General features: G+C 58.3%; 18 protein-coding genes, 1 tRNA gene and 1 other RNA gene. 11 read left to right on the forward strand and 9 right to left on the reverse strand.

Going from position 1 to position 26,717, the window contains the following annotated elements; all coding sequences use genetic code 11:
• Positions 1-2 precede the first annotated feature (2 nt).
• The 4 genes from Mal65_RS16905 to Mal65_RS16920 are packed head-to-tail and all read left to right on the forward strand — an operon-like array spanning position 3 to position 4,582.
• Positions 3-1,226 (forward strand): aromatic ring-hydroxylating oxygenase subunit alpha, encoded by a 1,224-nt coding sequence (locus tag Mal65_RS16905; RefSeq protein ID WP_145300117.1) that lies wholly within the window; start codon positions 3-5, stop codon positions 1,224-1,226.
• Positions 1,227-1,271: 45 nt separating this feature from the next.
• Entirely contained in the window at positions 1,272-2,036 is a 765-nt protein-coding gene (locus Mal65_RS16910) for an SDR family oxidoreductase (RefSeq protein ID WP_146439039.1), read from the forward strand.
• Positions 2,029-3,381, forward strand: a complete 1,353-nt coding sequence (locus Mal65_RS16915) for a condensation domain-containing protein (protein WP_145300123.1) — start codon at positions 2,029-2,031, stop codon at positions 3,379-3,381. The genes Mal65_RS16910 and Mal65_RS16915 overlap by 8 nt, the downstream gene beginning before the upstream one ends.
• A gap of 52 nt (positions 3,382-3,433) precedes the next feature.
• A complete protein-coding gene (locus Mal65_RS16920) occupies positions 3,434-4,582 on the forward strand; it encodes a hypothetical protein (protein ID WP_145300126.1) in 1,149 nt (382 codons plus the stop codon).
• A 59-nt stretch (positions 4,583-4,641) separates the two neighbouring features.
• On the opposite strand, the gene Mal65_RS16925 is transcribed toward Mal65_RS16920, so the two are convergent.
• Positions 4,642-6,024 (reverse strand): MerR family transcriptional regulator, encoded by a 1,383-nt coding sequence (locus Mal65_RS16925; RefSeq protein ID WP_196784241.1) that lies wholly within the window; start codon positions 6,022-6,024, stop codon positions 4,642-4,644.
• 206 nt (positions 6,025-6,230) lie between these two features.
• Between Mal65_RS16925 and rnpB the strand changes: the two genes are divergently transcribed.
• Positions 6,231-6,642, forward strand: an RNA gene (gene rnpB / locus Mal65_RS16930) — RNase P RNA component class A.
• An 84-nt stretch (positions 6,643-6,726) separates the two neighbouring features.
• Here rnpB and Mal65_RS16935 read toward each other — a convergent pair.
• Genes Mal65_RS16935 through Mal65_RS16950 form a run of 4 tightly spaced genes read right to left on the reverse strand, consistent with a single transcriptional unit; the run spans position 6,727 to position 10,934 of the window.
• Entirely contained in the window at positions 6,727-7,815 is a 1,089-nt protein-coding gene (locus Mal65_RS16935) for a type III polyketide synthase (RefSeq protein ID WP_145300129.1), read from the reverse strand.
• Positions 7,816-7,874: 59 nt separating this feature from the next.
• Positions 7,875-8,603: a class I SAM-dependent methyltransferase gene (locus tag Mal65_RS16940; protein ID WP_145300132.1), complete on the reverse strand. Its 729-nt coding sequence runs from the start codon at positions 8,601-8,603 to the stop codon at positions 7,875-7,877.
• A gap of 10 nt (positions 8,604-8,613) precedes the next feature.
• On the reverse strand, positions 8,614-9,627 hold the full coding sequence (locus tag Mal65_RS16945; RefSeq protein ID WP_145300135.1) for a 2-hydroxyacid dehydrogenase: 1,014 nt from the start codon (positions 9,625-9,627) through the stop codon (positions 8,614-8,616).
• Positions 9,624-10,934: a prolipoprotein diacylglyceryl transferase gene (locus Mal65_RS16950; RefSeq protein WP_145300138.1), complete on the reverse strand. Its 1,311-nt coding sequence runs from the start codon at positions 10,932-10,934 to the stop codon at positions 9,624-9,626. Before Mal65_RS16950 ends, Mal65_RS16945 begins: the two co-directional genes overlap by 4 nt.
• A gap of 334 nt (positions 10,935-11,268) precedes the next feature.
• On the opposite strand from Mal65_RS16950, the gene Mal65_RS16955 reads away from it, so the two are divergent.
• Together Mal65_RS16955 and Mal65_RS16960 are read left to right on the forward strand one after the other, a co-directional pair.
• Positions 11,269-12,024 carry a hypothetical protein gene (locus Mal65_RS16955; protein ID WP_165701333.1) on the forward strand — a complete coding sequence of 252 codons (756 nt, stop codon included), beginning with the start codon at positions 11,269-11,271 and terminating at the stop codon, positions 12,022-12,024.
• 93 nt (positions 12,025-12,117) lie between these two features.
• Entirely contained in the window at positions 12,118-13,578 is a 1,461-nt protein-coding gene (locus Mal65_RS16960) for a porin (RefSeq protein WP_145300144.1), read from the forward strand.
• Positions 13,579-13,620: 42 nt separating this feature from the next.
• Here Mal65_RS16960 and Mal65_RS16965 read toward each other — a convergent pair whose 3' ends face one another.
• The 4 genes from Mal65_RS16965 to Mal65_RS16980 all read right to left on the reverse strand — a co-directional run bounded on the left by Mal65_RS16965 (position 13,621) and on the right by Mal65_RS16980 (position 21,106).
• Positions 13,621-14,982, reverse strand: a complete 1,362-nt coding sequence (locus tag Mal65_RS16965) for a TrpB-like pyridoxal phosphate-dependent enzyme (RefSeq protein ID WP_145300148.1) — start codon at positions 14,980-14,982, stop codon at positions 13,621-13,623.
• Between the two features lie 138 nt (positions 14,983-15,120).
• Positions 15,121-16,974, reverse strand: coding sequence for a chloride channel protein (locus Mal65_RS16970; RefSeq protein ID WP_145300151.1), 1,854 nt, complete (start codon positions 16,972-16,974; stop codon positions 15,121-15,123).
• Between the two features lie 182 nt (positions 16,975-17,156).
• A tRNA-Lys gene (locus Mal65_RS16975) sits at positions 17,157-17,229 on the reverse strand.
• A 343-nt stretch (positions 17,230-17,572) separates the two neighbouring features.
• Entirely contained in the window at positions 17,573-21,106 is a 3,534-nt protein-coding gene (locus Mal65_RS16980) for a BamB-related PQQ repeat family beta-propellar protein (RefSeq protein ID WP_145300154.1), read from the reverse strand.
• Between the two features lie 1,110 nt (positions 21,107-22,216).
• On the opposite strand from Mal65_RS16980, the gene Mal65_RS16985 reads away from it, so the two are divergent.
• The 4 genes from Mal65_RS16985 to Mal65_RS17000 all read left to right on the forward strand — a co-directional run bounded on the left by Mal65_RS16985 (position 22,217) and on the right by Mal65_RS17000 (position 26,557).
• Entirely contained in the window at positions 22,217-22,699 is a 483-nt protein-coding gene (locus Mal65_RS16985; protein ID WP_196784243.1) for a hypothetical protein, read from the forward strand.
• Between the two features lie 42 nt (positions 22,700-22,741).
• Positions 22,742-23,854, forward strand: a complete 1,113-nt coding sequence (locus Mal65_RS16990) for a DUF1559 domain-containing protein (RefSeq protein ID WP_145300157.1) — start codon at positions 22,742-22,744, stop codon at positions 23,852-23,854.
• A 183-nt stretch (positions 23,855-24,037) separates the two neighbouring features.
• Positions 24,038-25,903 carry a hypothetical protein gene (locus Mal65_RS16995; RefSeq protein WP_145300160.1) on the forward strand — a complete coding sequence of 622 codons (1,866 nt, stop codon included), beginning with the start codon at positions 24,038-24,040 and terminating at the stop codon, positions 25,901-25,903.
• Positions 25,904-25,948: 45 nt separating this feature from the next.
• Positions 25,949-26,557 carry a PEP-CTERM sorting domain-containing protein gene (locus Mal65_RS17000; RefSeq protein WP_145300164.1) on the forward strand — a complete coding sequence of 203 codons (609 nt, stop codon included), beginning with the start codon at positions 25,949-25,951 and terminating at the stop codon, positions 26,555-26,557.
• The last annotated feature ends 160 nt before the right edge of the window (positions 26,558-26,717 follow it).

A 26,717-nucleotide genomic window follows, 5' to 3' on the forward strand; every position in this document is an offset into this window, starting at 1 on the left:
GGATGCCCTATCACAGCAAACGGACGATGCAGCCGCTGATTCCGGCGAATGACTATGTCAGCGGTGCGGCGCATCAACGCGACGTGGCCGAGCTTCGTCGTTCTACATGGCAATTGGTGGGCACGCGGCGTGATTTGGCTAAGCCCGGCGACACGCTTGCCGCCACGGTGCTGGGCTTGCCGGTCGTTCTAAGAAATTTCGGTGACGGCGTGTCCGCGTTTCGAAACGTATGCGCCCACCGGCAATGCACGATCGCCGCCGACGGGGCCAGTCACAGTGCCTCCCTGAAATGTCCCTATCACGGATGGCACTACGGGGCCGACGGCCGGACGCGAAAGATCCCGGGTGCAAAGAACTTTCCAAACTTTGACCGCGAAGCCCACCGCTTGCAGACGTATGCCGTCCAGTTCTGTGGTGAATTGGTATTCACACGTTTGTGTGCCCCCGATGATGTGGGACATGGCAGCTTGCAAGCCTGGATGGGCGACACGTTTGATCAGTTGCAACAGGCTACCCGACCGGAACATTGGACCCAAAACCTGGGAACACACCTCGATTTTCATGTGAACTGGAAGATCCCGATCGAAGGTTCCTTGGAAAGTTACCACTTGGATGAAGTCCACGCGGCCACCTTTGGGCATGACCCCGGAGAAGAGCATTCCGAACACGTGATGAGTCCACTGGGAACGACTTTTCAAACCCGCTATCGCACCGATTCCCTGGTCGAACGAATCGAAGAACGGTGCATTCGCTGGATGACCGGCGGGTTCGATGGCAGTTATCGACATCTGCACACCTTTCCAAACTTGATGGCATCCCTGAACGATTCGTTGTCGTTGGTTTACCAAATCGTTCCGACAGGCCCGACGACCAGCCGAATGAACTTGTGGGGGTTCGGACGTGCCGCCTCACGAGGCGGTTGGTTCGCTAAGATGGGATCGAGGGCGATGCGCCGTGCCAGCGCAAAGATGGCGCTGAAGGTACTGAACGAAGACGCAGCCATCTTTCCCTTGGTACAGCGTGGCATGACCGCATTGTGCGACGACACGTTGCCCGACGATCAACCCGCAACCGCGCAATCACCTTCGCCGTCGGCGAAACGCCCGGGTGTTTTTGGTCGCTGCGAAGAACGTTTGGACGCATTTCACCGTGATTGGCAATCGCGGTTTGCCAGTATCGGCCGGGCATCATCAACCAGTGAATTAGCGTCCACACGCCATCCATGATTCAGGCTCCTAATTTTTGCATCGCTAAGAAAAGACGAACGACAGTTGATCGATCTATCGGGAAAGACGGCCTTGGTGACCGGCGGAAGCCGTGGAATTGGACGTGCATGCGCGCTGCGTCTGGCCGATTGCGGCGCGAACGTTGCGGTGAACTTCTTGTCGTCACGCGACGCGGCCACCGACGTCGCCAAACAGATCAATCAGCGTGGCGTCGGGTCGATCGCCGTCCGCGCCGACGTCAGTCGACAAGACGATTGCCATGCGTTGGTGTCCGCCGTCGCAGAACATTTTGGCGGACTGGACATCGTGATCAGCAATGCTGCGGCGGGCGGTTTCCGCGGCGTCGCTCAGCTAACCGCACCCAATTTGGAAGCAGCGATTCGCACCAATGCCGCGCCGGTCGCATGGCTTTGCCAAGCGGCGGCGGAGCACTTGGCCGACGAAAACGATTTTGGCAAAGTGATCGCGATCAGCAGCCACGGTTCGATCCGTGCGGTCGATCACTACGCCGCCATCGGTGCATCCAAGGCGGCTTTGGAAAGCTTGGTCCGTCACATGGCATTGGAATATGGCCCCCAAGGCATCAATTTCAATTGTGTCATGCCGGGGATCGTCCGTACCGAAGCCGTGTCAACGATGCCGGGTGTTGAAGACGTGTTGGCCGCAGCCAAGGAACGGTTGCTGGTCAGCAAACGCGACTTGTCGCCCGACGACGTTTCCGGCGTGGTCGCGTTCTTGGCCAGCCGGCAAGCCGACATGATTCAAGGACAAACCATCATTGTCGACGGCGGGATCACCGTCCGTGTTTGACTGGCGCGCGACCACCGCATTCGAAAGATTCTTATACCGCTGTGATCCCGGCGGGCCTTCGATGACGTTCCGCATCGAAGTCGGCTTCGATCACCCGGTGTGCCCGGAACGGATGCAAAATGCCATTGCACAAACCGCGGCGCATCACCCCATCCTGTTTTGCCGGCTGACCCAGAACCAGCATCATTGGATCTGGGAACCGTGTCCGATGAACCCCAACGAATGGTTCGGTGACTCTGACAGTCTAGACGTCTTGCCGGCGATTGACCCCATGACATCGGCCGGCTTTCGATTCAGCCAAGGACGGGGTGACGGTGACGTCCAACGCCTCGCGTTCGACTTTCATCATGCATCGGTCGATGGCATCGCGGCGGCCAAATGGACCGCCGGCGTCCTGCGTTGCTATCACGACGAAAATCCTATCGATGGCGGCAGGGAACACCGTGCCAAGGAAGACATCGTCCACGGTCAGCTACGACAACGCCACAAAATGCCGGTTCCCGACAATGGACCACCAATCGGATTGGTGGAAGGTCTTCGCAATCTTTGGTCCACGATCCGCGGCAAGTCGATTCGGTTTGCACCTTTGACGGCGCGGCAGAGCGATCCTGCGGAACAAACGGCTGAACCGGCGGATGCCCACCGCGAAGATGATCATGTGGTGTCGCTGAACTTGCCACCTCATTTGTCACAACGCAGCCGCGAGTTTGTCGCGGAATCCAAGATCCCTCTGAACGATGTCGCCGTCGCAGCCACTTTTCGGATGTTGGCGGACGATCCAGCGCTGCGGCATCAGCACGGACGTTTGATGATCAACAACCCGGTCAATTTGCGAACGGTCCGGCAGCGTCGCTTTTCGGCGTGCAACTACACGGGGTTGGCATTCCTGCGGCGGCATGGCCAGCAAGTGCGACGGCACGATCTGCTGTCGGGCCTGCATCGTGAAATGAACTACGTCCGCCAGCGGTGCGTGGCTGCGGAATTCTTGCGAGGCCTGGAAGCGGTGGATCCCCATCCATCGGCACTGCGGTATATCCAGCGGCGTCGCTGGTTCGATGCGACGGCGTCGATGACGTGTCTGTCCAGCGTTCGAATCGGCCGACGACACGGAGCCCAGCCCAGCGACCAGGGCTGGCAGTTCGGTGACAACACGCTGCGATCCATACGCATTGTCCCCCCTCGACCGGCCGGATCATCGTTAGCACTGTCACTGAACGACTCGCTGGGCCGGCTTTGTTTGACGGCACGATCAGATCCGACCGCATTGTCATTGACCGAAACGCAAGATGGATTGCAGCGTTGGGTGAATCATTTCAGCGAACTCATGTTGCCATCCGGCCGCTAATCCCCGAATCCATCCATCAGGCACAGACCCAGCGAACGTCGAAAGCAGACCGATGTCCAATACGTTATTGAAAGTCGCCAGTGGAATCTTGTTGATTGCGGTCGCCGCGATGATCGCGTTTGGCGTCTATCGCGAAAAGCAGATCCGCACCGATTTGCAACAGCGTGAAGCCGCCTTAACTGACAGCCAAAACATCGACGAAAATACCACGGCGGACGAACTGTCCAAGCTGGGCGACGGTGCGGCGGCAAACATTCCCGCGCTGGCCGCCGGCATCATCGGTGATGTCCCGACACTGGAAACGATCCCCAAAGTGGACGCGTTTCCGTGGCGTGATGCGTTGGCAAACCGGTTGTATTCCAATGCGCGTTCACGTCGGTGCGGCATGTTGATCCCGGGATTGCCCGTGCGTTCGGGGCTGCAGCATCGCGAAGGCAGGCTGACCACGATCGGTCGCATCCCCGCCATTTCCATTTCGTTGGAATTGGATGAATCGGCGAAAGACAAAATGCCACGAATCACTCAGGTCCAAACGGAAAACTACCTGGCGAAACACCGGTTGGTCATCGAGCCGATTCTGTATCACGACCGACGCGGAACGGTTTATTTCGGCACCGATTGCCGTGCCGCATTTTTCGAAAAAGACCGGCCGTTGGTGACCGTCAAGTCGGAAGCCATGATCGACCAATCGGTCGGCAACTTTCTGGCCCTGGGTTTGTTCCAGGACCAGGGTGAATGTGACGGACGCACGTTGATCATGTCGTTTCGATACGCCCAAAGCGACCCGACGTTGACCGGGTTGGATGCCGCAAAGAAGACCACGGAGTGTTTGATTTTGCACCTGCGGCCCGATGCAACACCCGACAATCCCAGCTTCGACGTGTTTGCCACGACCGAAGGCCGACAACAGATTCATCAATTGGTGCGGTCCAGCAACCTGCTGACCGACCCGACCACGTCGATTCGTGCCGGCGTGCGTTTTGACCGGTTCGTGATGATGGGACTGTACCCGGCATCACCGGTGGTGACCGACGTGCGATTGAATACCGATCGGACCATGCCGTCGGCCAAAGCCCAACTGTTGATGCGTCAAGGCCCGGCGGACGATCGCCCCGGCTTGCAAGACATCTTGGATGACTTCGCCGGCTACGTCGCGGACGATTCGATCGACGCGCGGCTGTTGGAAACGTTTTCCAATTGACGTGCCCGCCTTCACCGCCTTGTCATGGCATAGGCCGAAGCACTGTTTTTCAATTCGGCCTACGGATCGTCATGACGAACAACGCTGATCGCGGGTTCGTCCTGTTCGGCCCCTGATTCAATGTCGACGTCGAACTCCGGCTGGGATTCTTTCAAGCGACGACGCGCCTCGCCCGCCCAAGGGCTTTCGGGCGACAAGTGCAGAAAACGTTTCCAGTGCTGTTCCGCTTCGATGTCGCGTCCCGAATCGGCCAACAAGTTTGCAACGTGATAGTGCGCATCGGGATAGTCCGGGTGCAATGACAAGACGCCGCGAAATGCCGCAATCGCCAATTCGTCCTGCCCCAATTCCGCCAGCACCATTCCCAAACAGGCGCGGGCTTCGACCAATTCCGGGTCCAGTTCGATCGCCATGTAGAAGCGTTCTCGGGCGGCCACCGGTTCATTCATCCGGTACAGCCATTCGCCCAGCTGGAAACAAATGTCGGCGCGGGGGCCGTCGCGAGCCAAAATGGCGTGGCAACAATCGATGGCGGTTTCCAAATCATCGCGATCATCGGCTTCGAACGCCGCGACCAACAATTCATCATCACTGGCCAGTGCATCAGCGTGTGCCAGCGGTCCTTCCCACGATTCGATCGGAAAGACGACGTCGTCATCAACCGTTTCGGATTCACTGGGCTCACACGCATCGAAATCGAAACGCATTTGACCGCCGGTTTCGATCAAGCCTTCGCCGCCGCGCAACAAGACTTGCTTGCCTTCGACCAGGATCGACAACTGATCCAATGGCCGTTGAATGTCGGGCAGGACTTCGATCAAATCGACCAAACGCTGTTCGATCGCTTTCGGACTGGCCCCCGCATCGATCCACTGGGCCAATCGCTTGGCAGTCGCCACTTCTTGGAAATCAAAATAGGGCAACCGATGCATGGTGCGAACCGGGCGAATCAGCCCGCGGCGCTGCCACCGCCGGATGACGTGCAGCGGGATATCCAACAGATCCGCCAACATCATCGGCGTGTAGTATTGTCGACCGACCGTGTCGGTTTCCACCAACCCCAAACGTTGCCACAAATCGGCTTCGGCGATCAGTTCGGTGTCGCCCTTGCCGACCGCGTCACGCAGCGACGCGGGTAACAATTCATGCTGCGTCAACGGTGATTCATCGGCGCCGATCACGACCCAATGAATCGCGTCCTGATGGGCGTCGACGATGGTCGCACCAAACGACCGGAGTAAATTGGTCGCTTCGCGGCGGTTCATGCTGCCCAATCGCCCGGCCAAAGCGATCCGAATGCCGTCAATCATCCCCGGTGTTTGAGTCAACGCGGGCGCAGCATTTTGGTCCTGATCCATCGGATCGATCGGTTCGTCGTCGCTGTGATCGATGTCATCCATGCCCGAATTATCACCCTGGTCCGGTGATATGCCAAGCTGCATCGGGCGATCAGGCACCCCGGATTTGCAAACCACACCCGCCGGCGTGGGCGGAAGAAACGATTACACAGCCCCGGTCGTTTAACGCAGATGCTGGCATCGCCTGGCTGCATTACTGCGGCCGATGAAACCCCAGCCGCGCCACACCGGCGATCGCCGCACTTGCCGACGACGAACGCGCCAGTCATCTTGGGACCCGATCGCTTGGTGGAGCGGATGGGACGGTCGCTGGCGGTTGTGCCTTTGGTACGGCTGCTGGAGGAAAGTCCGGGCACCACAGGGCAGGATGGTCGATAACGTCGACCGGTCGCGAGACCAGGGCAAGTGCAACAGAAAGCAAACCGCCGAACGGTGTCCCACTGGGGGCATGCGTGGTAAGGGTGAAACGGTGCGGTAAGAGCGCACCAGCGGCTGAGGCGACTCGGCCGGCTGGGTAAACCCCATCCGGTGCTAGACCAAACAGGGTGACGTCGGCTCGACCGATGCAAGGCGGCCCGCCTTGACCACACCCGGGTAGGTCGCGATGGAGGCGGCGAGCAATCGCCGTGCACAGATAAATGGCCGTCGCCGGCGGGGCAAACCCGTCGGATACAGAACCCGGCTTACAAGTCCGCTCCGCCGAGTGATCTTCGCCAAACGTCTTGGCAACCAACGCCTCTTTTCAGACGCCGCGCATCATCGGCCTCATCGATTCGCGGATCGCTGTTATTCCAACAAGGCGACTTCGATTTCCAAACCGGGCCCGAATCCTAACATCAACCAGGGTCGCGGCAAATCACGATCGGCGAACTGACGCAGCACCGCGGGCATGGTTGCCGACGACATGTTGCCGTGCTCCGACAAAACGCTTCGGGATGTGGCCAACTGTTCGGGTTGCAATCCAAGGGAAGATTCGACGGCGGACAAAATCCGGGTCCCGCCGGGATGCACCGCCCAGCCTTGGATCGATTCGATCGTATGGCCCCGCTTGGCAAGCCATGGGGTCAAGAAATCCACCAGCCCGGCTTCGATCAACGACGGAACGGTGGCCGACAATGTCATCTCAAATCCATGGTCGCCGACTTTCCATGTCATCGCATCGCGGCTGTCGGGCACCAAACACGACCCGGTTTCCACCAACGTTGCCAGCGAAGGCTTTTGGGAATCACGTCGCAACACCATCGCCGCCGCACCATCGGCGAACAACGCACCGGAAACGATTCGGTTGGCATCATATCCGTACTGGTAATGCAAACTGCAAAGTTCGACACAGCACAGCAACACGTTGGCGTTTTCGTTGGCGGCCAACAGTCCTTGAGCGGCTCGCAATCCATTGATCGCACCGTGACATCCCATGAATCCCACTTGGACGCGTTGCGTTTGCGCGGGCAATCCCAAACGCTGGATCAATTCAATATCCACGCCGGGTGCGGCGAACCCGGTGCAAGTCACGACCACCAAGTGGGTGACCTGACCGGGATCAAGTCCCGATTCATCCAGCGCGGACCGTGACGCATCGGCGGCCAATTGCGGTGCGTGATCGGCGAATTGCTGGCTGCGGACGGCGGTCGTCGGTCCACGGTCGTCGTGATCGACCGCGGGTGGAAAGAAATCTTGTTCGACCGCGCCACACGCGGCCTCGCTCAACAACACGCTGCCTCGCGACTGCACGCCGCTGCGGCGATACAGAGCCTCCAAACGCCGGCGTTGCTGATCGCTGGAACAGGACAACTGTTTGGCGACTTCGCTGGATTTCTGTCGACAAATACTGACCGGGGGGACGGTAAAACCGATCCCATCAAGCGTCACATTCACTCAGGTCCCTTCGCTTAATTTTCGCTTCGAATCCGCCCCATCCGACGCCATTGCGACGGTCAGGCGAATGCAGGAACGATCGCGGGAACCGCAATTTCGTCAATCCTAACCACCCAACAGCCGGGTACCAGCCGTTCCACATCAACGGGTCTAGCAAGCGCCCGGTGTACGATCCCGCGAAACTCCTCTCGCGTAAAGGCCGCGCAAACCGAATCGATTGCGTCTTTCCGCAATGCCGGTGACCGTGACATCAGATGCGACGCGGCCCAGGCGGCCGCCAGATTGGTCCGCGATCGTTCCCAATCACACAGCAACAGACCGGTTGCCGCGGTCTGCATGGACTGAATCAACCGGATCGCTCGGGCTTCATCCATCCGATGCATCCACAACGCACACAGGATGACGTCAAACCCGTCGGGCAATCCTTGGCGGAACACGTCGCGACATACAACTTCCGCGTTCAGCTTCCGACGTTCCATCCATTGCTGTTGTTGATTCAGCGACCAAGCATCAGGAACCAACACCGTCATCTGCAGGGGCAGACCGCGACGATCGGCAGTGTCGACCAATCGCACGGCTAAGTCATCATTACCCGCGGACAAATACAACACGCGCAGCGGGCGGCCTGGTCGCCGACGCGCAAACCGCACAAGATGACCAAACAATGCACCGGAGATCCCGGCCACTGCGGCGATGCGGCAATGGCCTCGCATGACGGCGTCCCGATCCGCATCGTCAGCGCCCGCTCGATCGTCCACGGCGGGAAAAGGTCGTCGCGGTAGGCTCATGCGGGCATCATCATTCGCTGCGGTCGACGATTTCGTTTTCGACCGCTTGGCCAGATTCAAAACAATCCAGATTGGTCAACGTCGTCATCGCGATCGACCGCATCGCATCGCTTGTGAAAAACGCCTGGTGTGCCGTGATCAACACGTTGGGAAACGTCATCAAACGTGTCAGCACGTCGTCTTGGATGATTTGGCTGGACAGATCATTGAAGAACAATCCGGATTCTTCTTCGTACACATCAAGGGCAAGTCCGCCCAAGTGCCCCGATTTCAAACACTTGATCGCGGCGGCCGCATCCACCAAACCTCCCCGCGATGTGTTGACCACAATCGCGCCCGGTTTCATTGTCTGTAAAGCATCCGCGTCGATCAAATGGTACGTGTGGGGATTCAACGGGCAATGCAGTGACACAATGTCCGATTCAGCCAGCAGACGTTCCATCGAAACGTATTCCCCCAGCGATTCCATCGCCGGATCGGTGTGCACGTCGTACATCAGACACCGACATCCAAACCCGCTGGCAATCCGTGTGAACACCTTGCCGATTTCACCGGTACCGACGATTCCCACGGTGCGTCCGTGCAGGTCGAAACCGATTAGCCCTTCGAGCGAAAAATTGTTGTCGCGAACGCGATGGTACGCGCGATGAATTTTGCGATTCAACGTCAACAGCAACCCAATCGCGTGTTCGGCCACCGCGTAGGGACTGTACTTGGGCACGCGAGCGGCGCGGATTCCGAAATCTGCCGCCGCTTTCAAATCGATGTTGTTGAACCCCGCACATCGCATCACCAAAAAACGAATGCCGGCGACTTTCAACGCTTCCAAGACTTCGCGATCCAGCCGATCGTTGACGAACGCGCAAATCGCATCCGATTCATCGGCCAACACCACGGTATCGCGGTTCAAATCTGGCTTAAGAAATCGAAACTCGTGCTGGGGCAAATCCGCATCACGCGACTCCAAAGCTTCGTCAATAAACTGACGGTCGTACGACTTGGTACTAAAGCAAGCAACTTTCATGATTGACGCGGTGTGGTTTGTGGCATCCCGGCGGTCGCGGGCGAAGTTTCGACCGCAGGCCCACGACGATACAACCAAACCATGCTGGCCAGCGAAACCAACAGAACCGCGATGCTGACCCACTGTGAAATGGACAACCCGGTTCCGAACTGTCCCGCTTCATCGACGCGAACCCATTCCAACCCAAATCGAATTATCGCATAACCGACAAAGCCGATCAGCATCAACGCACCGTCGCGATAGCCCGGACGTCGAGTCCACCACCATCCGAGCAACCACAAGACGACAACCATCACAGCCGCTGAAATGCTGCTGATGATTTGAGTGGCGTGCACCGATAACGATCGAGGCGGCAATTGCTGCGGGGAAAAGCGATAAATCTGGTCGTCAACGGACAAGGCGACGCCCACGGCCGCCTGGTCCGCAGGAACGTCTCGCGGTGCGTCATCCAAAAACGACGGGTCCAAAGAGATCTGGTCGACGGTCTGTCCCGCTTCCAGCCCCGCGTCATCGGCGATGCTGCCCGGTTGAACCGCGACGATCTGACGCGTGTCATCGTCGATCTGGATACCGATCAATTCGCCATTGATCAATTGTTCGTGAAAGACGGGACTGGCTTGTGGAAACTGCACCGCCCACGATCCCGGTTCGCACCGTCCGCCGTAACAGCAACCGTTCATCAGGCACCCCAGACGTCCGAACATCAATCCGATAAAGATGCACGGGACGATCGCGTCGCCCAATTTCAACAGCGGCATCCGGTGTCGCATCAGGTAATAGGCCGAAGCGGCAAATCCGCCGATGAAGCCGCCGTAAACCACCAACCCACCGCCGGTGAATGCCAGCATGTTCCGCAAAGTTTCGGTCATCGAATCGGCCATGTACTCATGGCGATACTGGATGACGTAAAACAATCGGGCCCCGACGATTCCGCCGATGAACGTCCACGGTGCCAACCCGAAAATCAGGTCCGGATTCAAGCCAAACTTGGACGCACGATAAGCCGCGGCCATCACAGCGGTTCCGACCCCCAGCAACAGAAAAAATCCGTATCCACGGACCGCGATGCCGATCGGATCGCCGTCGACGTTGCGGACTTCGACTTGGGGCAAAATGAAGGTGACCAACACGCCGGCGGCGGCCCACAACCAGCCTTCCTGTTGCAGGGTGGCCGAAATGCTGCCTTTCCGTGACGCCAGGATCATCCGCAGCGCGAACGCGATCGCAAGCACGATCAGCGCCCATCCCCAACCGGCGATGGGCAATCCGCCCAGTTCGTGAGGGATCAGAAACAGCGTTCTTCGCATGCGATTCTTGGGGACGTGACCGATGATGCGTCTTCACCGGTGGGGGCGACGGACCGCTGACGGATTGATCTGGACGGCGTGTCGTCCGATGACCTAACGTCCGGCGGGGAAACGATTCTGTTTCTACGCCGACAACGCGCCCAACGTCCAGTGGTTTCTTTTGTTCACGCCGACTGACCCCGTGCCCGCGATGACGTTTCACAGCCCACCGCAACGCCCCGCCCAACACGACCCCCCCCGTCCCCACGTTTCGCAGCGGCGATCCCTGACCCAAACCGCCATCGTGTTTTCAACCCGGTCAACCTGGACCACCGTTGTCGCAATCGGGGCGGTGATGATGTTTGCCATGATCCAAACCGCATCGGCCCAATCCAATGTCCGTCCGGCCAGCTACACCCCCGCCGGACGCATGGCCAGTTTTCGGGTCAACAACGTGGTCAGCGATCACCAGGGCCGAACCTTGGCCGATCACGACGTGCTGTTTCAGTCGGGCAAAATCTATGATTTTTCGAATCAGCAACCACGCTTCATCACGCTGATCGACATCGCCGGCAGCCGAGTCGTTCTGTTGGATACCCAAACCAAAGTCAAAGCGTCGATCGCAACGGAAACCCTGTTGCAGGTCGCCGCACAGGCCCAATCATTGGCCGCCGAACAGGGCAAGGCCGCACGCTTGGGCGTCAACGTCCCGGTCAACGTCAGTGACGACCAAGCTATTTTCACCACCAACTATGGCGACGACGTCGTCGGTCAAGTCACCTATCAGGTGGAAACCGAGGCGGCCAAGGATCGTTTGATGCCGATCGCATACGGCCAATTCATCGATTGGTTCGGACGACTGGACATCGCACGGAAAACGGGATCGCTTCCCTTCGCACGGATGTCGGTGCATCAGCAACTGCAAGGCAACAACCGCTTGCCGCTGCGAACCACCATGACGGTCCGGCGCGGGTCCGACAGCCAAACGCTGACCGCCACCCACACACGCCATGCCTTGAACAGCAGCGACCTGAAGCGAATCGACGAAGTCGCCGGCATGCTGACTCTGTTCAAAGAGGTCGACCTCAAGGACTTCCCCGCAACGCACTGAAGGGCGCTTGCCGTTGTTCCGCCTGAGATGCACAGGTGAGTGCTTTAAAATGATCTGGTTGGCGTTTCCGTTGGATCCAAAGCTGATTCTGTGATGCGTCGTCTGGTCATTCTCCTCGCGATCCTTTGTCACTGGGCCGTCGACCTTCGTGGTCAAGGTACCGGTGATGACGAGGCCACCGTACGACTGGCTCTGCCGCAACTGGCCGAATCAAACGATCCGATCGACTTTGTCCTGCCCCCGCTGGTCGGTGCTCCCGCCGAAAGTCCTGGCGAAGCGGTACAAACGCAAACATCGGTGATCCAACCGATGTCGACCAATGAAATCCAATCCGACGCCCGCTTGGATTGGCTAGACGACGTCCAGGTCGGCTACGACAACGGGTTTGTGATCGCCAGTGATCATCCGATCGAATTGGCCACCGAAGATTCCGACTACGTTTTGCGAATCAACGGCTGGGGGCAACTTCGGCATACGGCAACCAATTTTCACAGCGGTACCAATGACCTGAACCAATTTCAGCTGAAACGTGGGCGGCTGATTTTCGCCGGCAACGCGTTCGAACCCGACCTGAACTATTTCGTCCAGCTTGACGGACGCAGCAGCAGCGGTGACGACGTCCGCCTGTTGGATTACTACCTGGACTACGATGTCGGACATGCCCAGTGGAATCGCCCACGGGGTGCACTGGTCCTGCGTGCCGGGAAATACAAAGTTCCGTTCTCGATGGCCCGTTGGATGTCGGGACGCGAATTTCAATTCGCCGACCGCAGCGTGGCTAGCACCTTTTTTGACGTCAACCGAAGCTTCGCCTGGGGCGTGCACGGAAAACTGCATCCACTGGGACGTCCTTTCCATTGGGACGTTGCAATCTTCAACGGTCTGGTGACCGGTGGTGCGGAAACCGGAAGCAGCGGCAACCTGGACGACAATTTTGCGTTCAGCCTGCGACTGCATGCGTTCCCAACCGGCGATTGGGGATCGACAACCCTTGCCGACCTTGAACATCACGACGATCTGGCCACCCGAATCGGTTTCGGCGTTGCCACGACGCGGATCAACCGATCGGGCAGCACCGAATTCACTCGGCTGCGGGTGATCGATTCCGGATTGCGTTTGTCCGATCTGCTACCGGCCGACGTCGATGATTACAGCGTCGCCTTGTTCGCCACCGATGTGTCCACCAAGTTCCGTGGCTGGTCGACGACCCTGGAATACTATTTCCGAACCATCGGAAATTTCAGCGGCAGCCAATCGGAGGATCTGTTTGACCATGGGTTGTGGCTGCAAATCGGAAAGTTCGTCATCCCCCATCGGATGGAACTGGTGACACGGTGGTCGCACATCACGGGCGACTCGGGAACCCTCGGCCGACAGAACCAAAGCGCCGAAGAAATCGCCGCCGCGATGGTTTGGTACCTACGTCAGCAACACTGCAAATGGGTCACCGACGCTACGTATGTCGACGGCGCGCCGATCGATTCGGCGTCTTTGGATCTGGCCCCCGGCAACGCCGGTTGGCTGTTCCGATCACAAGTTCAATTCAGCTTTTGATCGGCGGCGAAACATGGCGGCGTCGCAACTGACTGGCATCGCTCAGCCGACCGAAGGCAACCCGGACAACGCCATCGCGATCTCCTCGGCCGGGTACTCATAGTCTTTCAACTTGCCGGCAAAGTAGTCCGTGTAAGCCTGCATGTCGAAATGACCGTGCCCGCACAGGTTGAACAAAATCGTTTGGCCCACCCCTTCTTCGCGGCAGCGGATCGCTTCACGTCGTGCCGCGGCGACGGCGTGGTTGGCTTCGGGTGCGGGCAAGATCAGTTCGGCCTTGGCGAATTCGACCCCGGATTCAAAGATCTCTAACTGGTGCACCGACGTGGCTTCGAACGCTTGAAGATCCAACAGCTGGCTGACCAACGGTCCCATGCCGTGATACCGCAGACCGCCGGAATGAAACCCGGGCGGAATGAATGAACTGCCCAACGTGTGCATCTTCACCATCGGTGTCAGATGCGCCGTGTCGCCATAGTCGTACGCGAACGCACCTTTGGTCAGCGTCGGACAGGCAGCCGGTTCCACGGCGACCACCCGAGTGTTTGATTCGCCACGCAAGTTCTGTCCCAGATAGGGAAATGCCATACCGGCAAAATTCGATCCGCCGCCGGTGCACGCACAGATGACATCGGGTGAATCACCCGCCATCTCGAATTGCTTCATGCATTCCAGGCCGATCACGGTTTGATGCAGACAGACATGATTCAGCACGCTGCCCAATGCATAGTTCGTATCCGGTGACGCAGCGGCCACCTCGACCGCTTCGGAAATGGCGATGCCCAGCGAACCGGTGCAATCAGGGTCTTTGGCCAAGATGTCCCGCCCCGATTGAGTCCGCTGACTGGGACTGGGCACCACTTCCGCACCAAACGATTGCATCAACGCCTTGCGATACGGTTTCTGTTCGCTGCTGACCTTGACCATGAAGACCAGGCATTCCAGATCAAACGCCGAACAAGCGATCGCCAACGAAGATCCCCATTGACCGGCCCCGGTTTCGGTCGCCAGCTTTTTGATTCCCGCTGTCTTGTTGTAATAAGCCTGGGGGATGGCCGTGTTGGGTTTATGAGAACCCGCGGGACTGACGCCTTCGTACTTGTAATAGATCCGCGCTGGGGTATTCAGCGCCTTTTCCCATCGTCTGGCACGGAACAAAGGCGATGGCCGCCACTGACGATACAGTTCGCGGACCGGCCCGGGAATTTCGATCTCACGCTGATCGGAAACCTCTTGTTCGATCAAAGCCGGCGGAAAGATCGTCGCCAAATCATCGGGAGTGATCGGTTGTCCCGTGGCCGGATGCAACACACCGTGCGGCGGTTCGGGCAGATCGGCAATGACGTTGTACCAAGTCTCGGGAATATCCTTTTCATCCAGAACGTATTTCACTTGATCGGTCATCACAGTTTCCGGTCGGTGGGGTGGGGCAGGGTGGGTGAATCATCCAATGACAACACCACGGATGATAAACAGCCTGTTGCATGGAACGGTCGGACCGCCAGACGATGCGACGATGCGACACGCGGGAATGACGCCATCCTAAGACGCGTCGTCGGCCGATGCGTTTTTCAATTCCATCAAACGCCGGTTGTAGGCGGCGATGGATTCTTTACGACGCAGCATTCCCAAGAACGTGCCTGGTCGCTGGGGATCCAGCACGGGCAATTCATCAATGTTGTGCGACGTGAATCGGCGGACGGCCGTGTTCAAATCATCATCCGGCGAAACACTGATGAATTGATCCACCATGACGTCACGTGCCACCGCCAGTTTCCACAACGTCTGGTCGTACAGGTAGGCCCGAACGTCATCGTCGCTGAAGATGCCGACCATTTTTCCCTGGTCATCGACGACGGGAAAATAATGCTGGTGACAGTACGCCAAACGGTGAACGATGTCGTCGACCGTCATGCCCTCGGGGATCAGCGTGATTTCGCGATTGGGCTGGTAAACATCCCCGACCTTCAGACCTTCCAACACGTCGACGATGAAGTCACCACGGTGGGCCATCGAATCCATCCGTGTGGCGGCCTGTTTTTGATACAGCCGGAAACGATGGCTGATGACAAAGGTCAACGTCGTCACCAACATCGTCGGCAACAACAATCCATAGTCTCCCGTCAACGCACGCACCATGATGATCGTGGAAATCGGTGCTCGCGCGATTCCGGAAAAGAATCCCGCCATGCCGACCACCGCAAAGGCTTCGGGTTCGGTCACCACGTCGGGAAACCATCGATGCATCACCAAGCCGACGGCGCCGCCGGTGCAACCGCCGATCACCATCGACGGCCCGAACACACCACCGCTGCCTCCCGAACCGATCGTCAACGCCGTTGTAACGATCTTGACCAGAGCCACGGTCACCAAGAATGCGACGCCAAGATCCTGCGCCGCGGTCAACGCAATTTGCAGCGTCCCATAACCGGTGCCCAAGACCCCCAGGATCCGCGTGTCGTTTCCGAACAACGGCAATAAAGCGATTCCCAGAACGCCGGCCAAAACCGCGCCGATCGCCGGCCGAAGGTGTGGAATGATCGGAACCCGTTTGAACAGATCGTGGGTTCGGTAAAAGAACGTCACGTACAATGCGCCCACCAAGACCAGCACCAACGCCAGTGCGGCATATGCGATCAATTCCATCGGCGAACTGCTGACGTGATCCAGCCCGCCACCGAACAAGGGCACAAAGCGGGTTTCGCGAGGCAACGATTGGACGTAAACGCTGTAGGCGATGATCGACGCCGACGCGGCGGGGACCACGGCGTCGGCTTCCATATCGGCGTCGCTGTACAGAATTTCGCCAGCGAACACCGCACCGGCCAACGGAGCGCGAAAGATAGCGCCGACACCCGCCCCCATGCCGGCGGCCAGCATGATTCGACGCTCGCGATCGGACAGATGTAGCCGTGTCGCCAGCCAGGACCCGAAGCCCGCGCCGATTTGAGCGATCGGGCCTTCACGCCCGCCGGATCCACCGGTCCCCAACGTGATCGCCGAAGCAATCGTTTTGACGAAAGGAATCCGCGTTCGAATCCGACCACGTTTGTTGTGGAAAGAATCAATCGCCGCGTCCGTCCCGTGGCCTTCCGCCTCCGGCGCGAACGTGTACACCAGCCAACCGGAAACCAAACCGCCGACGCCCATCACGACGACGATCATCCACGGCACAACCACTTCGGTTTCGTGATGGAAACGAGCGTGTTCGCCGGCCGCTTCCGGCGGCGAATAGCCCGCAAACTGGGCCAGCGAAAAGCGCACGACCGCTTGGCCCAAGAAATCAAAGATGATTGCCCCCAAGCCGGCCACAATGCCGACCAACAGAGACAACAGAATCCACTTTCCCAGGGCGTGCAGTTCGAATCTTTTCAGCAGCTCACGAAATCCTCTCACGCCGCACAATGTCCTAAAATTCGTTGCCGGTGGGAACCGCCCGGTCGGGCCAAGATCGCGTGGAACCCCCGTCGGTGCGACGACAAAACGCGCCGTCGCGACAACAACGTTCGCGTACCACAGCCGGGCGCAATAGAAAACGGCGTCTTCAGATCAATCTGAAAACGCCGTTTCGCATGAAGTGAGAGTGCAGGGACTCGAACCCTGGACCAACGGATTAAAAGTCCGTTGCTCTACCGACTGAGCTACACTCTCGTCGCATGACGTCCGGGCCGTGACGACCCGGTCGCAGCGATAAGGCGGCTAGTGTAGGAACACGGTCGCGACCTGTCGATACGCCAATTTCGGCAATCGTTCGATGAATCTTCACGAATTCGCCCAGCCAGTGGGCGTTCCGCCGGTTCATCGTTTCGACCCGCAAACTGAAGCGACAGACAACCGGTCTCGCCGCCTGACTGTACGCTAACGGTCAACTCACCCGATCATCGACCGCCACGCCGGACCGGACACCATGTCACCCCGCGTCCGGCCGCCGATCCCGGATTCTGTGACCGGATGTGCTGGCTGCCTGGACCGCCCCCGGCGTCAACAGGTTCGGTCATGGCAGCACCCCGGCGGCGGTCGACACCGCCGGATCTGTGACTGCTGCTGCATCCTGCGCATCCGCTGAGTCCGCGTCGGGAAATTGGGACAACTGCGACTTGGGAATGAAGGCCAACGATGTCTCCAGCCAGTTCCCGCAACTGCACCCGCCACCACCCTCGGGCGACAGCAACAACCCCGAAGCGGGGATCGTGCTGAGCCAACAATCCGGTCGCAGTCGGCTCCAACGCGTGTACTCGTTCGTCTTGGGACTCCACATTGCAAACTGCTGGCCGGACCACGCGCGAAAGAACATGGCGTCACTGCTGCAGGCATACGTCCCGCACCCGCTGACCGGCATGTCATCGGGGGACCGCTGGCCGCTGGAAAGACTGAACACCGCCGGCCGAACGATGACTTGGTCGTTGACAATGGCCGGTCGTGACAAGTGCGTCCCGTGATCCGCTTTTCCTTTTCCCCACGCCGCTTCGTTGTCCCAAATGGGTTCGCCCGTCCGGCTGTCATACGCGCGAACATCGAACTTCACATCCGCCGATGCGACCGTGATCAGCCGTCCCTGCGACACGGCCATCCAAAATGCGACGTCACCGCGTCGGCCCTGAACCGGGCGTGTCCAAACTTGACGTCCGTCTTTCAAGTCCAACGCCACCAAACGGACGGCGTCCCAAAAGGGTTCGCCCTCCAGACGCCGCGTGTCACGATCACCCATCGAATCTCCGGCGACTTCGGCAAAGTACAACAAGCCGTCATCGATCGTGATCGTGGTGTTCAAAATCAACCGATCGGTCGCCCATCGCTGCTTGCCGGTGCCCGCGTCCATGACGAACAAACGATCGCTGACGATCTTTCGCGTCTCTTCGCCCGTCGTTGCGTCATACCAGCCGGGACCGCCGAAGTAGTCGGTCCAGTTCGCGTCGGCTCGATTCACACTTCCCACCAACACGTCGTCGGAACGGCCGATGTATCCCCACGCATAACCGCCATCGACCTTTGGCAAAGATTCATCAGGGATCCGCCAAGTCGCGCGGACATCGCCTGTGACCGCATCGATCTTCCAGCAGTGATCGCGAATCAACGCATAGACAAAACGTTCGTCCGCACACCAATTGCCGCAATCACGAGGCAGGTTGAATCGACTGAAGTACGGTGTTTCCAGCGACCACAAGACCGATCCGTTGTAGGCATCAACACATACGATTCGATCCAACCCTTGCAGGAAAAGCCTGCCGGCAACCGACAACGGCGGCGTCTTTCGACCGCTGCGATCTGACTGATAGCGAGGCCCCGGGCGACCGATCCACTGAACCGCCAAATCGTCCGCACTGGTACAGTGATCCAATTCTTCGCCCGCATAGGCCGCGTTGTCGGGCCGGCCATACACGTGGCTCCAATCACCGCTGCCTTGCAGTCGTTTTCCTTGACGAATTTGCCAAGTCAAATCCTGACCGTCCTGCTTTTCCATGGATCGGTTGGGAATCGCCACCAGACCGTTGGGGCTGACCAAGCGATCCATTTCGCTTCTTTCATAGGGACAGTCGCGTCCGTCAATCATCGCCCCCGACGTGACCACCGTGGCAATCCGATCGGTCACCGTTTGCATCTGGTCGTCACTCATTGCCCGCACGCTGACCATCACGCCGTAGACACCCGCGTCGACCAGGCGACGCCTTGCCGCTTCGACCCGCTGGGCGTCCGGATCCAACACGTGGACTCGCATTTCCGTCGCACGCGCCAACGCTTCGGCAAAACGTGCCCCATCGCTGGTCCCCAATACCAAGCACAGTCCTTTGGGATTCTCAAACAGCCCGGCCAATTCACCGGCAACCGAATCGTAGTGGGTGTCCGTTTCGCCGCCCGCTCCGGCCACCCCCGCGATACTTGAACGATCCCGATGGTAGTTGAAGAACGTGTCGCATTCGTACCACGCTGTGGGCACCGAGCGACCATCGACTTGATCGACGATCTTGTAGTGATAGATGTGTCTGGGTTGCAGATCGTCAATGACAACGCGATGCTCCGTCGTTGCCTGGGCATCTTCCATCTCACGGGTATGTCCACCGCTGCGGAAGACCAATTTGGACGCACACGGCTGGCTGCTGATCCAGTTCACCTCGGCCGTTCCATCGGCTGCGAAACGCAACCATGGTCCGACGGCGACGCGATGCCCTGAAACATCCGCCGCCGACTTTGCAAACTTTGTGTTTGGCGAATCTGAGAACTCCTCGTCGACTTCGATCGGTTCGACGTTCGCCGTGATCGGCTGGCCATTCTCCGCACGTTGGTACGCAATGATGGTGCCATCATCCAAGCTGGCGAACAAACGCCCTTGGTCGATGGCCAATCCTTTGACACGCCCGTTGACCGGTAACGACCAAAGCAAGTCGCCGTTTTCAGGTTCTAGCGCCGCAATCTGGCCCACCCCCGCCGCCAACAACACATCATCGGCAGCGATCAGATCCAACGTTTCGCCCAACGTCGTTGCCCACAACTGCTCCTGCGACGTGTCATAAGCGACGATGTCTTTGGCGGTGCAGAAATACGTCACGTCATCCACGTGCACCACACGGCGCGCCGATTCATGCGTCGCGATCTTTTCACGTGATTCCGTGCTGCTGACCGTCATCCATCCGGCCTTGTTCCCCGGTCCATGGATCATGGTCGATTCGTCCACCAAGACACAGAACGAACCACCGCCACCAGAAAGCTGGCCCAAAAGCTGACCGTTATCGCGATCCAACAATAGCGGCGCGACACGTCCTTGCGGAGCGATCAGATGCTTGGGCGATGCCACCAAGGGGCCTTCGAAGGTCGCATCGGCTTGTTCCACGCAATAGATCTGTTGCCCCGTGGCTGCATCGACCGCATAGAAATACGACTGATTCCAAGGCAAAAGCGACGCGGCAAAGTAGGCGATGCCGTCCAGCACCGTGACGCCCGTGCGGATCGGCCATTCGGGGATCAAGTTTCCATTGTTGACGATTTGCCGACCGCCCGACTGCGCCGTGAACTTCCACACAAGTTCGCCCGAACGCGCAGCCAGGCAATAAACACAACCGTCGTCCGCGGCAAAGAACAGACGATTGCCATCCAACGTCGGCGTGATACGAACCGGTGCATCCACAAAGTACGTCCACAGCACTTCACCGGTTGCCGCGTCCAAACGCCGAACGCAATGTTCCGCCGATGAAGCGTAAAACAAACTGGGCTCACCGCCATCATCGGATTCCGAAACGACAGCCGCGATGACATAAAACGCTTGGTCGTATCCGCGCATCGAATGCAGACCACTCAAGTTTGCATACGCATCCCACTTGGCGGGACCATGCCAAGCGGTCTGTGGTCCAAAAGCCGGCCGATGCCGCCAAGCCAAACGGGGCGGAGAATCGAAACCACTTTCATCACTAACGGCATTGCGGGTCGGCGAACGTCGAAAGGTCGGCCAAGCCCCCTGGGCAGACTGCGTTCCGATGACGCCGATGATCACCCACCAGATCCAGTGACGTGACGGGCGAGCGATAACGGATATCATTCCAATTGCCTCTTTTAGTTGCGTGTCGATCCTTCAAAGACCGATCGTTTGGCCGAAGTCGTTGCCTCCATTCATGTCTCGGGCGACGAAGCCGACACATGACTTGATGCAAGACATCGACCGTTCGTGCGGACAAAACTTCCCGGGCCTCAACTGCTTGCAGCTCGTCGTTCCGGAGTTCACGCACACGCCATCCGATCGAAGTCGTCAGATCGATTGAGATGCTCGATCAATGGTAAAGACTTTCAAGCGAGAGGTTATACCCTGGACATTTTGAAAGTCTTGTCGCGCCGTCTCGTCTTCACCGTCATTTAACCTCGGGGCGTCGCCTCGGTTCGTTGACTCATCTCGACTCGTCCACGAAACCGACGCGCCGGCAGCCCTTCTTCGACCAGCGGATTCTCACGCCGGTCGCGTTCCGATCGCTTCCACCGCTTCGTCGCTAAGCGACACCTCTCGGTGGCCCCCCGCGGTGGCAACACACGCAACGCACCCTGACCATCACCGGATCCTCACATCACAACGCTCACCAACCCTTCCAGTGGGGCGAAACACAACCACCTTGGCCCTCCACCATGCGGAAACAACCACCTTCATGAACAACCCGTGTGCTTGCTCGCCCTTTTTCATGAAGCCGCGATCAGGCCTCAGCGAAAACGCGGGATTAACCGAGTCTTTTATTTGTTTTTGATGAACGCACGCCCGCTTGGTGAAATCAAACGCCCTTGATCTCCAGCGAGCACGCCGCAACTTTGAATTTACCGTGAATCAACTCGATTTCGGTTTTCCCGGCATTCTCGGACGCTAAGATCGCGACCACGTTTGACAAAGCGTGTGCGGCAATTCGACGCCATCGTTTGATGGCCATGTCGTCACTGAATGCCCGATCACTTGGCGGGCAACCTCCGCCTGCGGACGTCAACGCTTGACCGAATGATCGCCGCGCCAGAGTTTCGAATCCGCCTCGGGGCAGACGGGCCTGGGCGGGTTTTGTTTCAAAACCCACTGAAACAACACACAGCACTGCACCGGAGCTCACGAGAAACCGTACTCCGATGCAACGCCATGTACCCCCAACAGAACAGGTAGCTGAAGACGCCTGTTGATGCAATGAAACCGAATCAAACACGTGACCGAAACAGCTTCGGCGTCTCCACCTGCCTGTTCATCGCTGCAAGCCTTTGCTTGCTGCTGACCGGATGCAGCTTTGAACCAGAACTGTATCCCGTCACCGGGAAAGTCACGCTGGACGGCAAGGCCTACAACCGGTTGCTGGTTTACATGCGTCCGATTGATGAAACGCCTGACAAGTACTCACTGGGCGTCGGCGAAACCGACGTCAGCGGAAAGCTGTCACTTCGCAGCACCGCGGGTAACGGACTGAAGGCAGGCACCTACCGCGTCAGCTTCAGTTGCATGGTGGCCAAAGGAGGCGAGGTCCTTGACGGCAATGAAAAGCACGACGACGACCGAACGTTGGTGACCGAGGACATCGTCCCCGAACCGTTTTGCAGCGACACCGAATCCACCGCGACGTTCGAGGTCAAACCCGTCAGCACCAACGAATTCATCTTCGATATTCCCGGCAAATAGTCCGGACCATCTCATTTCATCCCACATTAAGGGTTCATAACCATGGAAAAGAACCGCGTCCCCGTGGATCACCCGGCAAAGCCGAAGGGATTCACCTTGGTCGAATTGCTCGTCGTTATCGCCATCATTGGCATTCTGGTGGGGTTGCTTTTGCCGGCAGTGCAAAGTGCCCGTGGCGCCGCACGACGCATGCAATGCACCAACCGTCTGAAACAACTCGGGTTGGCGATCCACAACTTTGAAAGCGCCTACAAGGGACTGCCCATGCTGGGCGAGGCCCAGGAAGGCGGCCACTGGTCAGCATTCATTCTGCCGTTCATGGAACAGCAAGGTTTGTACGAAAAACTGTCGTTCGGCAGTGTGAACTGGGCATCCAGCGCGGCGATCAACGACGCTTCGCTGGATTCACCGAACGAAGTGTTTCGCCAGATTGCCGCGTGCGAGCTGAGCGTGACTGGATTTCAGTGCCCTTCATCGACCGCGTTGGAACCGATCTTCGACGCGTCTTGCTATTCGCCGCCATGGTTTGTGGCTGCCCGGCAGCCAGCCAACTACTTGGCCGTTGTAACGGGCCGGCAACCCAATGACTGGAAGCCATCATTCGGATGGGGGCGAACCAACCGTGGCACCTGGGGCGATGGCCAAACCACGCTCCACCACAGCGAACTGGACGGCATGATCATCACGCGTGAACCCGACAAGGCACGCATCAGCCAAGGCGGAATGGTCGGCAATCGTTTCCGCGACGTCATCGATGGACTGTCCAACACGTTGATGATCGGTGAAGCCGAACCGGATCTATTCCCGCCCACCGATTACACCCGCCAAGAAAACCAGAATGCCGGACGTAAAGACCACTGGGCCATCGGCGGTGACGACTTTGACAACTGGGAAGGCACCGATTGGTCGGAGATGGGCGGATCAACCGCTGTCGCCATCAATTACCAAAAGCCCGTCGACGATCGATTCTCCGATCGCTCGGAAACCTGGGCCGCCTACGAGGTCAGCTTCGGCAGCAATCACCCCGGCGGTGCACAGTTCTGCCTGGGCGATGGCTCGGTCCGCTTCATCACTGAATCGGTGGACCAAGTGGTCTACAGCGCGCTGGGTACTCGTGACGGCCGTGAGGTCGAGGCAAACGAGATCGAGCAATAAGAACTTCATATCCAGATGCGTATCCCGAAACCTCTGGGGCGCAAAACGCAATTCACGCACGTTTCTTCACACGAAACACTGCATGAATAAATCCCGAGTTAACTGGATCTAAAGAGACAAAAGTTTCGCCTGGGTTAAAGTCACCGCGATCCACCTAGTCTCAAACCCTGAGGAGTTTCAGCCATGAGATTTTCGAGAGATCGACGATCGTTCGGTCGTGCCACGGTGGCACTTGCCGGCTTCGTCGCCTTCGCAGGTTTCTGCGTCGGCCCCCTGTCAGCCCAGAAAGTCGAAGTCGCTTTCGACGACTTCGAAAACCTGGACAACGCGACGGACATGGTTCCGTTCGACCTGGATTACAGCAGCCCCTACTTCTTGGACGGAACCGATTGGTCCAAGGCGTTCCCCGCCGGCTTCACGTTGGACAACAGCGGGAACACCTATGACAACTCGACCATGCCGCCGGAGTTTGACGGCTGGTCGATGATGGACGTCGGATCCTGGATCGGTCACGCGGGCGAACAAGCCGGTCGACAACGGTGCTTCTTCGGTGGCGATAACCGTAACACCTGCTTGGTAGCCGACCCCGATGAAGCCGACGACGGTGGCAACGCCGACATGGGTAGCCCGGAAAACCCGGCGTACAACTCGTATATCACTCGTGCGTACGACGTGACCGGCGTTGACCTTTCGACACTGATGCTTTCGTTCGATTACGACTTTGTCACCGAAGACACCCAAACCGGTGTTGTCGAAGTCTCATTCGATGGTGGTGCCTGGGAAACCATTCTGGAGATCGATTCGACGATCGACAGTGGCGTCTTCAGCACGAACAAGTCGGAAGTGCCGGAAGAGAACGACCAGGGCACTTTTGTGGCCGGGATCGACTTCACCGCACCCGCATCCGCCACGTCGATGGAAGTTCGTTTCGGCTGCATTCGCTCCAGCAATGACTGGTGGTTCGCCGTCGACAACATCGAATTGATGAACGCGGGCGGCCAAATTGCGTTCGACGACTTCGAAGGCCCGACCCCCGAAATGCCGTTGGCCGACCAGCCTTTCAGCGACGCCAACGATGGCCCCGATGAACCGTTCGACCCGTCTGACGGAACCGATTACACCAACAACATTCCGAACTGGGAAATCATCAACGATGGCCCGGCGGACATGCCGACCAAGCGCATGTACCGCACCAGCTTGGACGGAGCTTTCCAAGGCTTTACGGTCATGGACTCCATCTCCTGGACCGATCAACAAGATGGTCAGCAACGGGAAGATTTCTTCGGTGCATTCCGCAGCATGATTCTGTGTGCCGATGGTGATGCCCACCAAGACAACATGGTGATCGCGGAAGAAGAAACCCTTCCGGCGATCCCGGTTGATGGTGAAGGCAATCCGACCGAGAAACAGTTCAACTCGTTCGTCCAACGCACCTACAACATGTCGGGATACGACAACACGACGGTCGAAATCACGTTGGACTGGGACACCCGCTTGTACGCGGCCCAACGTGGCCTGATCCAAGTTTCGTTCGACGATGGTGCGAACTGGACCACGCTGGTCGACGTTGACTCGGCACGCCTGGGTTTGGTCGGCGAAGAGGGCTCCGAAACGCCCGCCGATCCAGCGTACGAAGCTTCGCTGAATCCCTATCTGTTCAACGACAACAACGCTAACGGATTTGTCGACGAAAACGGCGAAGACACCGTGACGGGCATCGAAGACAGCTACGTCTTTGGCGGATTCGGCAGCGAGTTGCCGGCCTCCAAGAGCAACCGAATGACGCTGCGTATCGGCTGCATCAATACCGGAAACGACTGGTGGTTCGCCGTGGACAACATCGAAGTCCTGGCGGCAACCCAGTCATACGTCATGGGCGACATCACTGGCGACGGTGTGTGCAGTCTGGCCGATTTCAACGGATTCGTTTCCGCCGCATTCGGCGCCCCGGACCCGCAAGGCATCTTCGATTTCAACGCCGATGGCATGACCAGTCTGGCGGATTTTAACGGCTTCGTCGCGGAAGCTTTTGCTCCGCCGCTTCCGTAGTTCTTCCCAAGAGTTATTTGCACCACTGTTCTCAAAGAGATCATCATGAAAAAGATTCTGCTTTCCCTCATTGCGACCATCGCAATGGCAACCGGCGCACAAGCCGACATGTTCATCAGCGGCAGCGAAACGTTGGCCACTGACAATGTCATTAACCTGACGTTGGGTGACATCCAGTCCATCTACGTTTGGGCGGACACCGATTCGGGTCAGTCGTTCAGTTCGATTTCGTTCAACGTGACGACCGACACTCCGGACCTGATCACCGCAGTCGACTACGCCGTTACTGCACCGGCACCTTGGGCCAGCTTTGGCCAAGAATCGTTGAATACCGGAAACTTGCTGGTCAACAACGGCGGCGCATTCAATTTCTTGGGTGGATTTGAATCGTCCCCGGGCAACGAGTTCTTTCAATTGGCACGAATCGATATCCAAGCCCTTGCCGGTGGCAGCGGAAATCTGGGTGTCGAGATCGGTGGTGCCGGAATCGGCATCACACCGCCAGGCAGCGAGGCCGGATGGGCATTCAACAGTGCCACGGTCAATGTCAGCGCCGTCCCAGAACCCGGTACGTTCGCCGTCCTGGGTGTCGTCGGCAGTGCTTACAGCGGATACCGCATTCGCCGCCGCAAGCAAAAGCAAAACAAAGCCTGATCGGGCTCCGTTCTGTAGACTGCTGAATTGATTTCATCGGTCGATCGTCTCTCGTGACGGTCGACCTTTTTCATGCGCCGGCACCTTCGGCCAAGCTTCAGCCTTGGAGACAAAATCGAATCTCATCGTCGGACCGCAGTCGCTCACATGCACTCAAACG

The sequence above is a fragment of the Crateriforma conspicua genome, from assembly GCF_007752935.1.
In the GTDB taxonomy this organism is placed as follows: domain Bacteria; phylum Planctomycetota; class Planctomycetia; order Pirellulales; family Pirellulaceae; genus Crateriforma; species Crateriforma conspicua.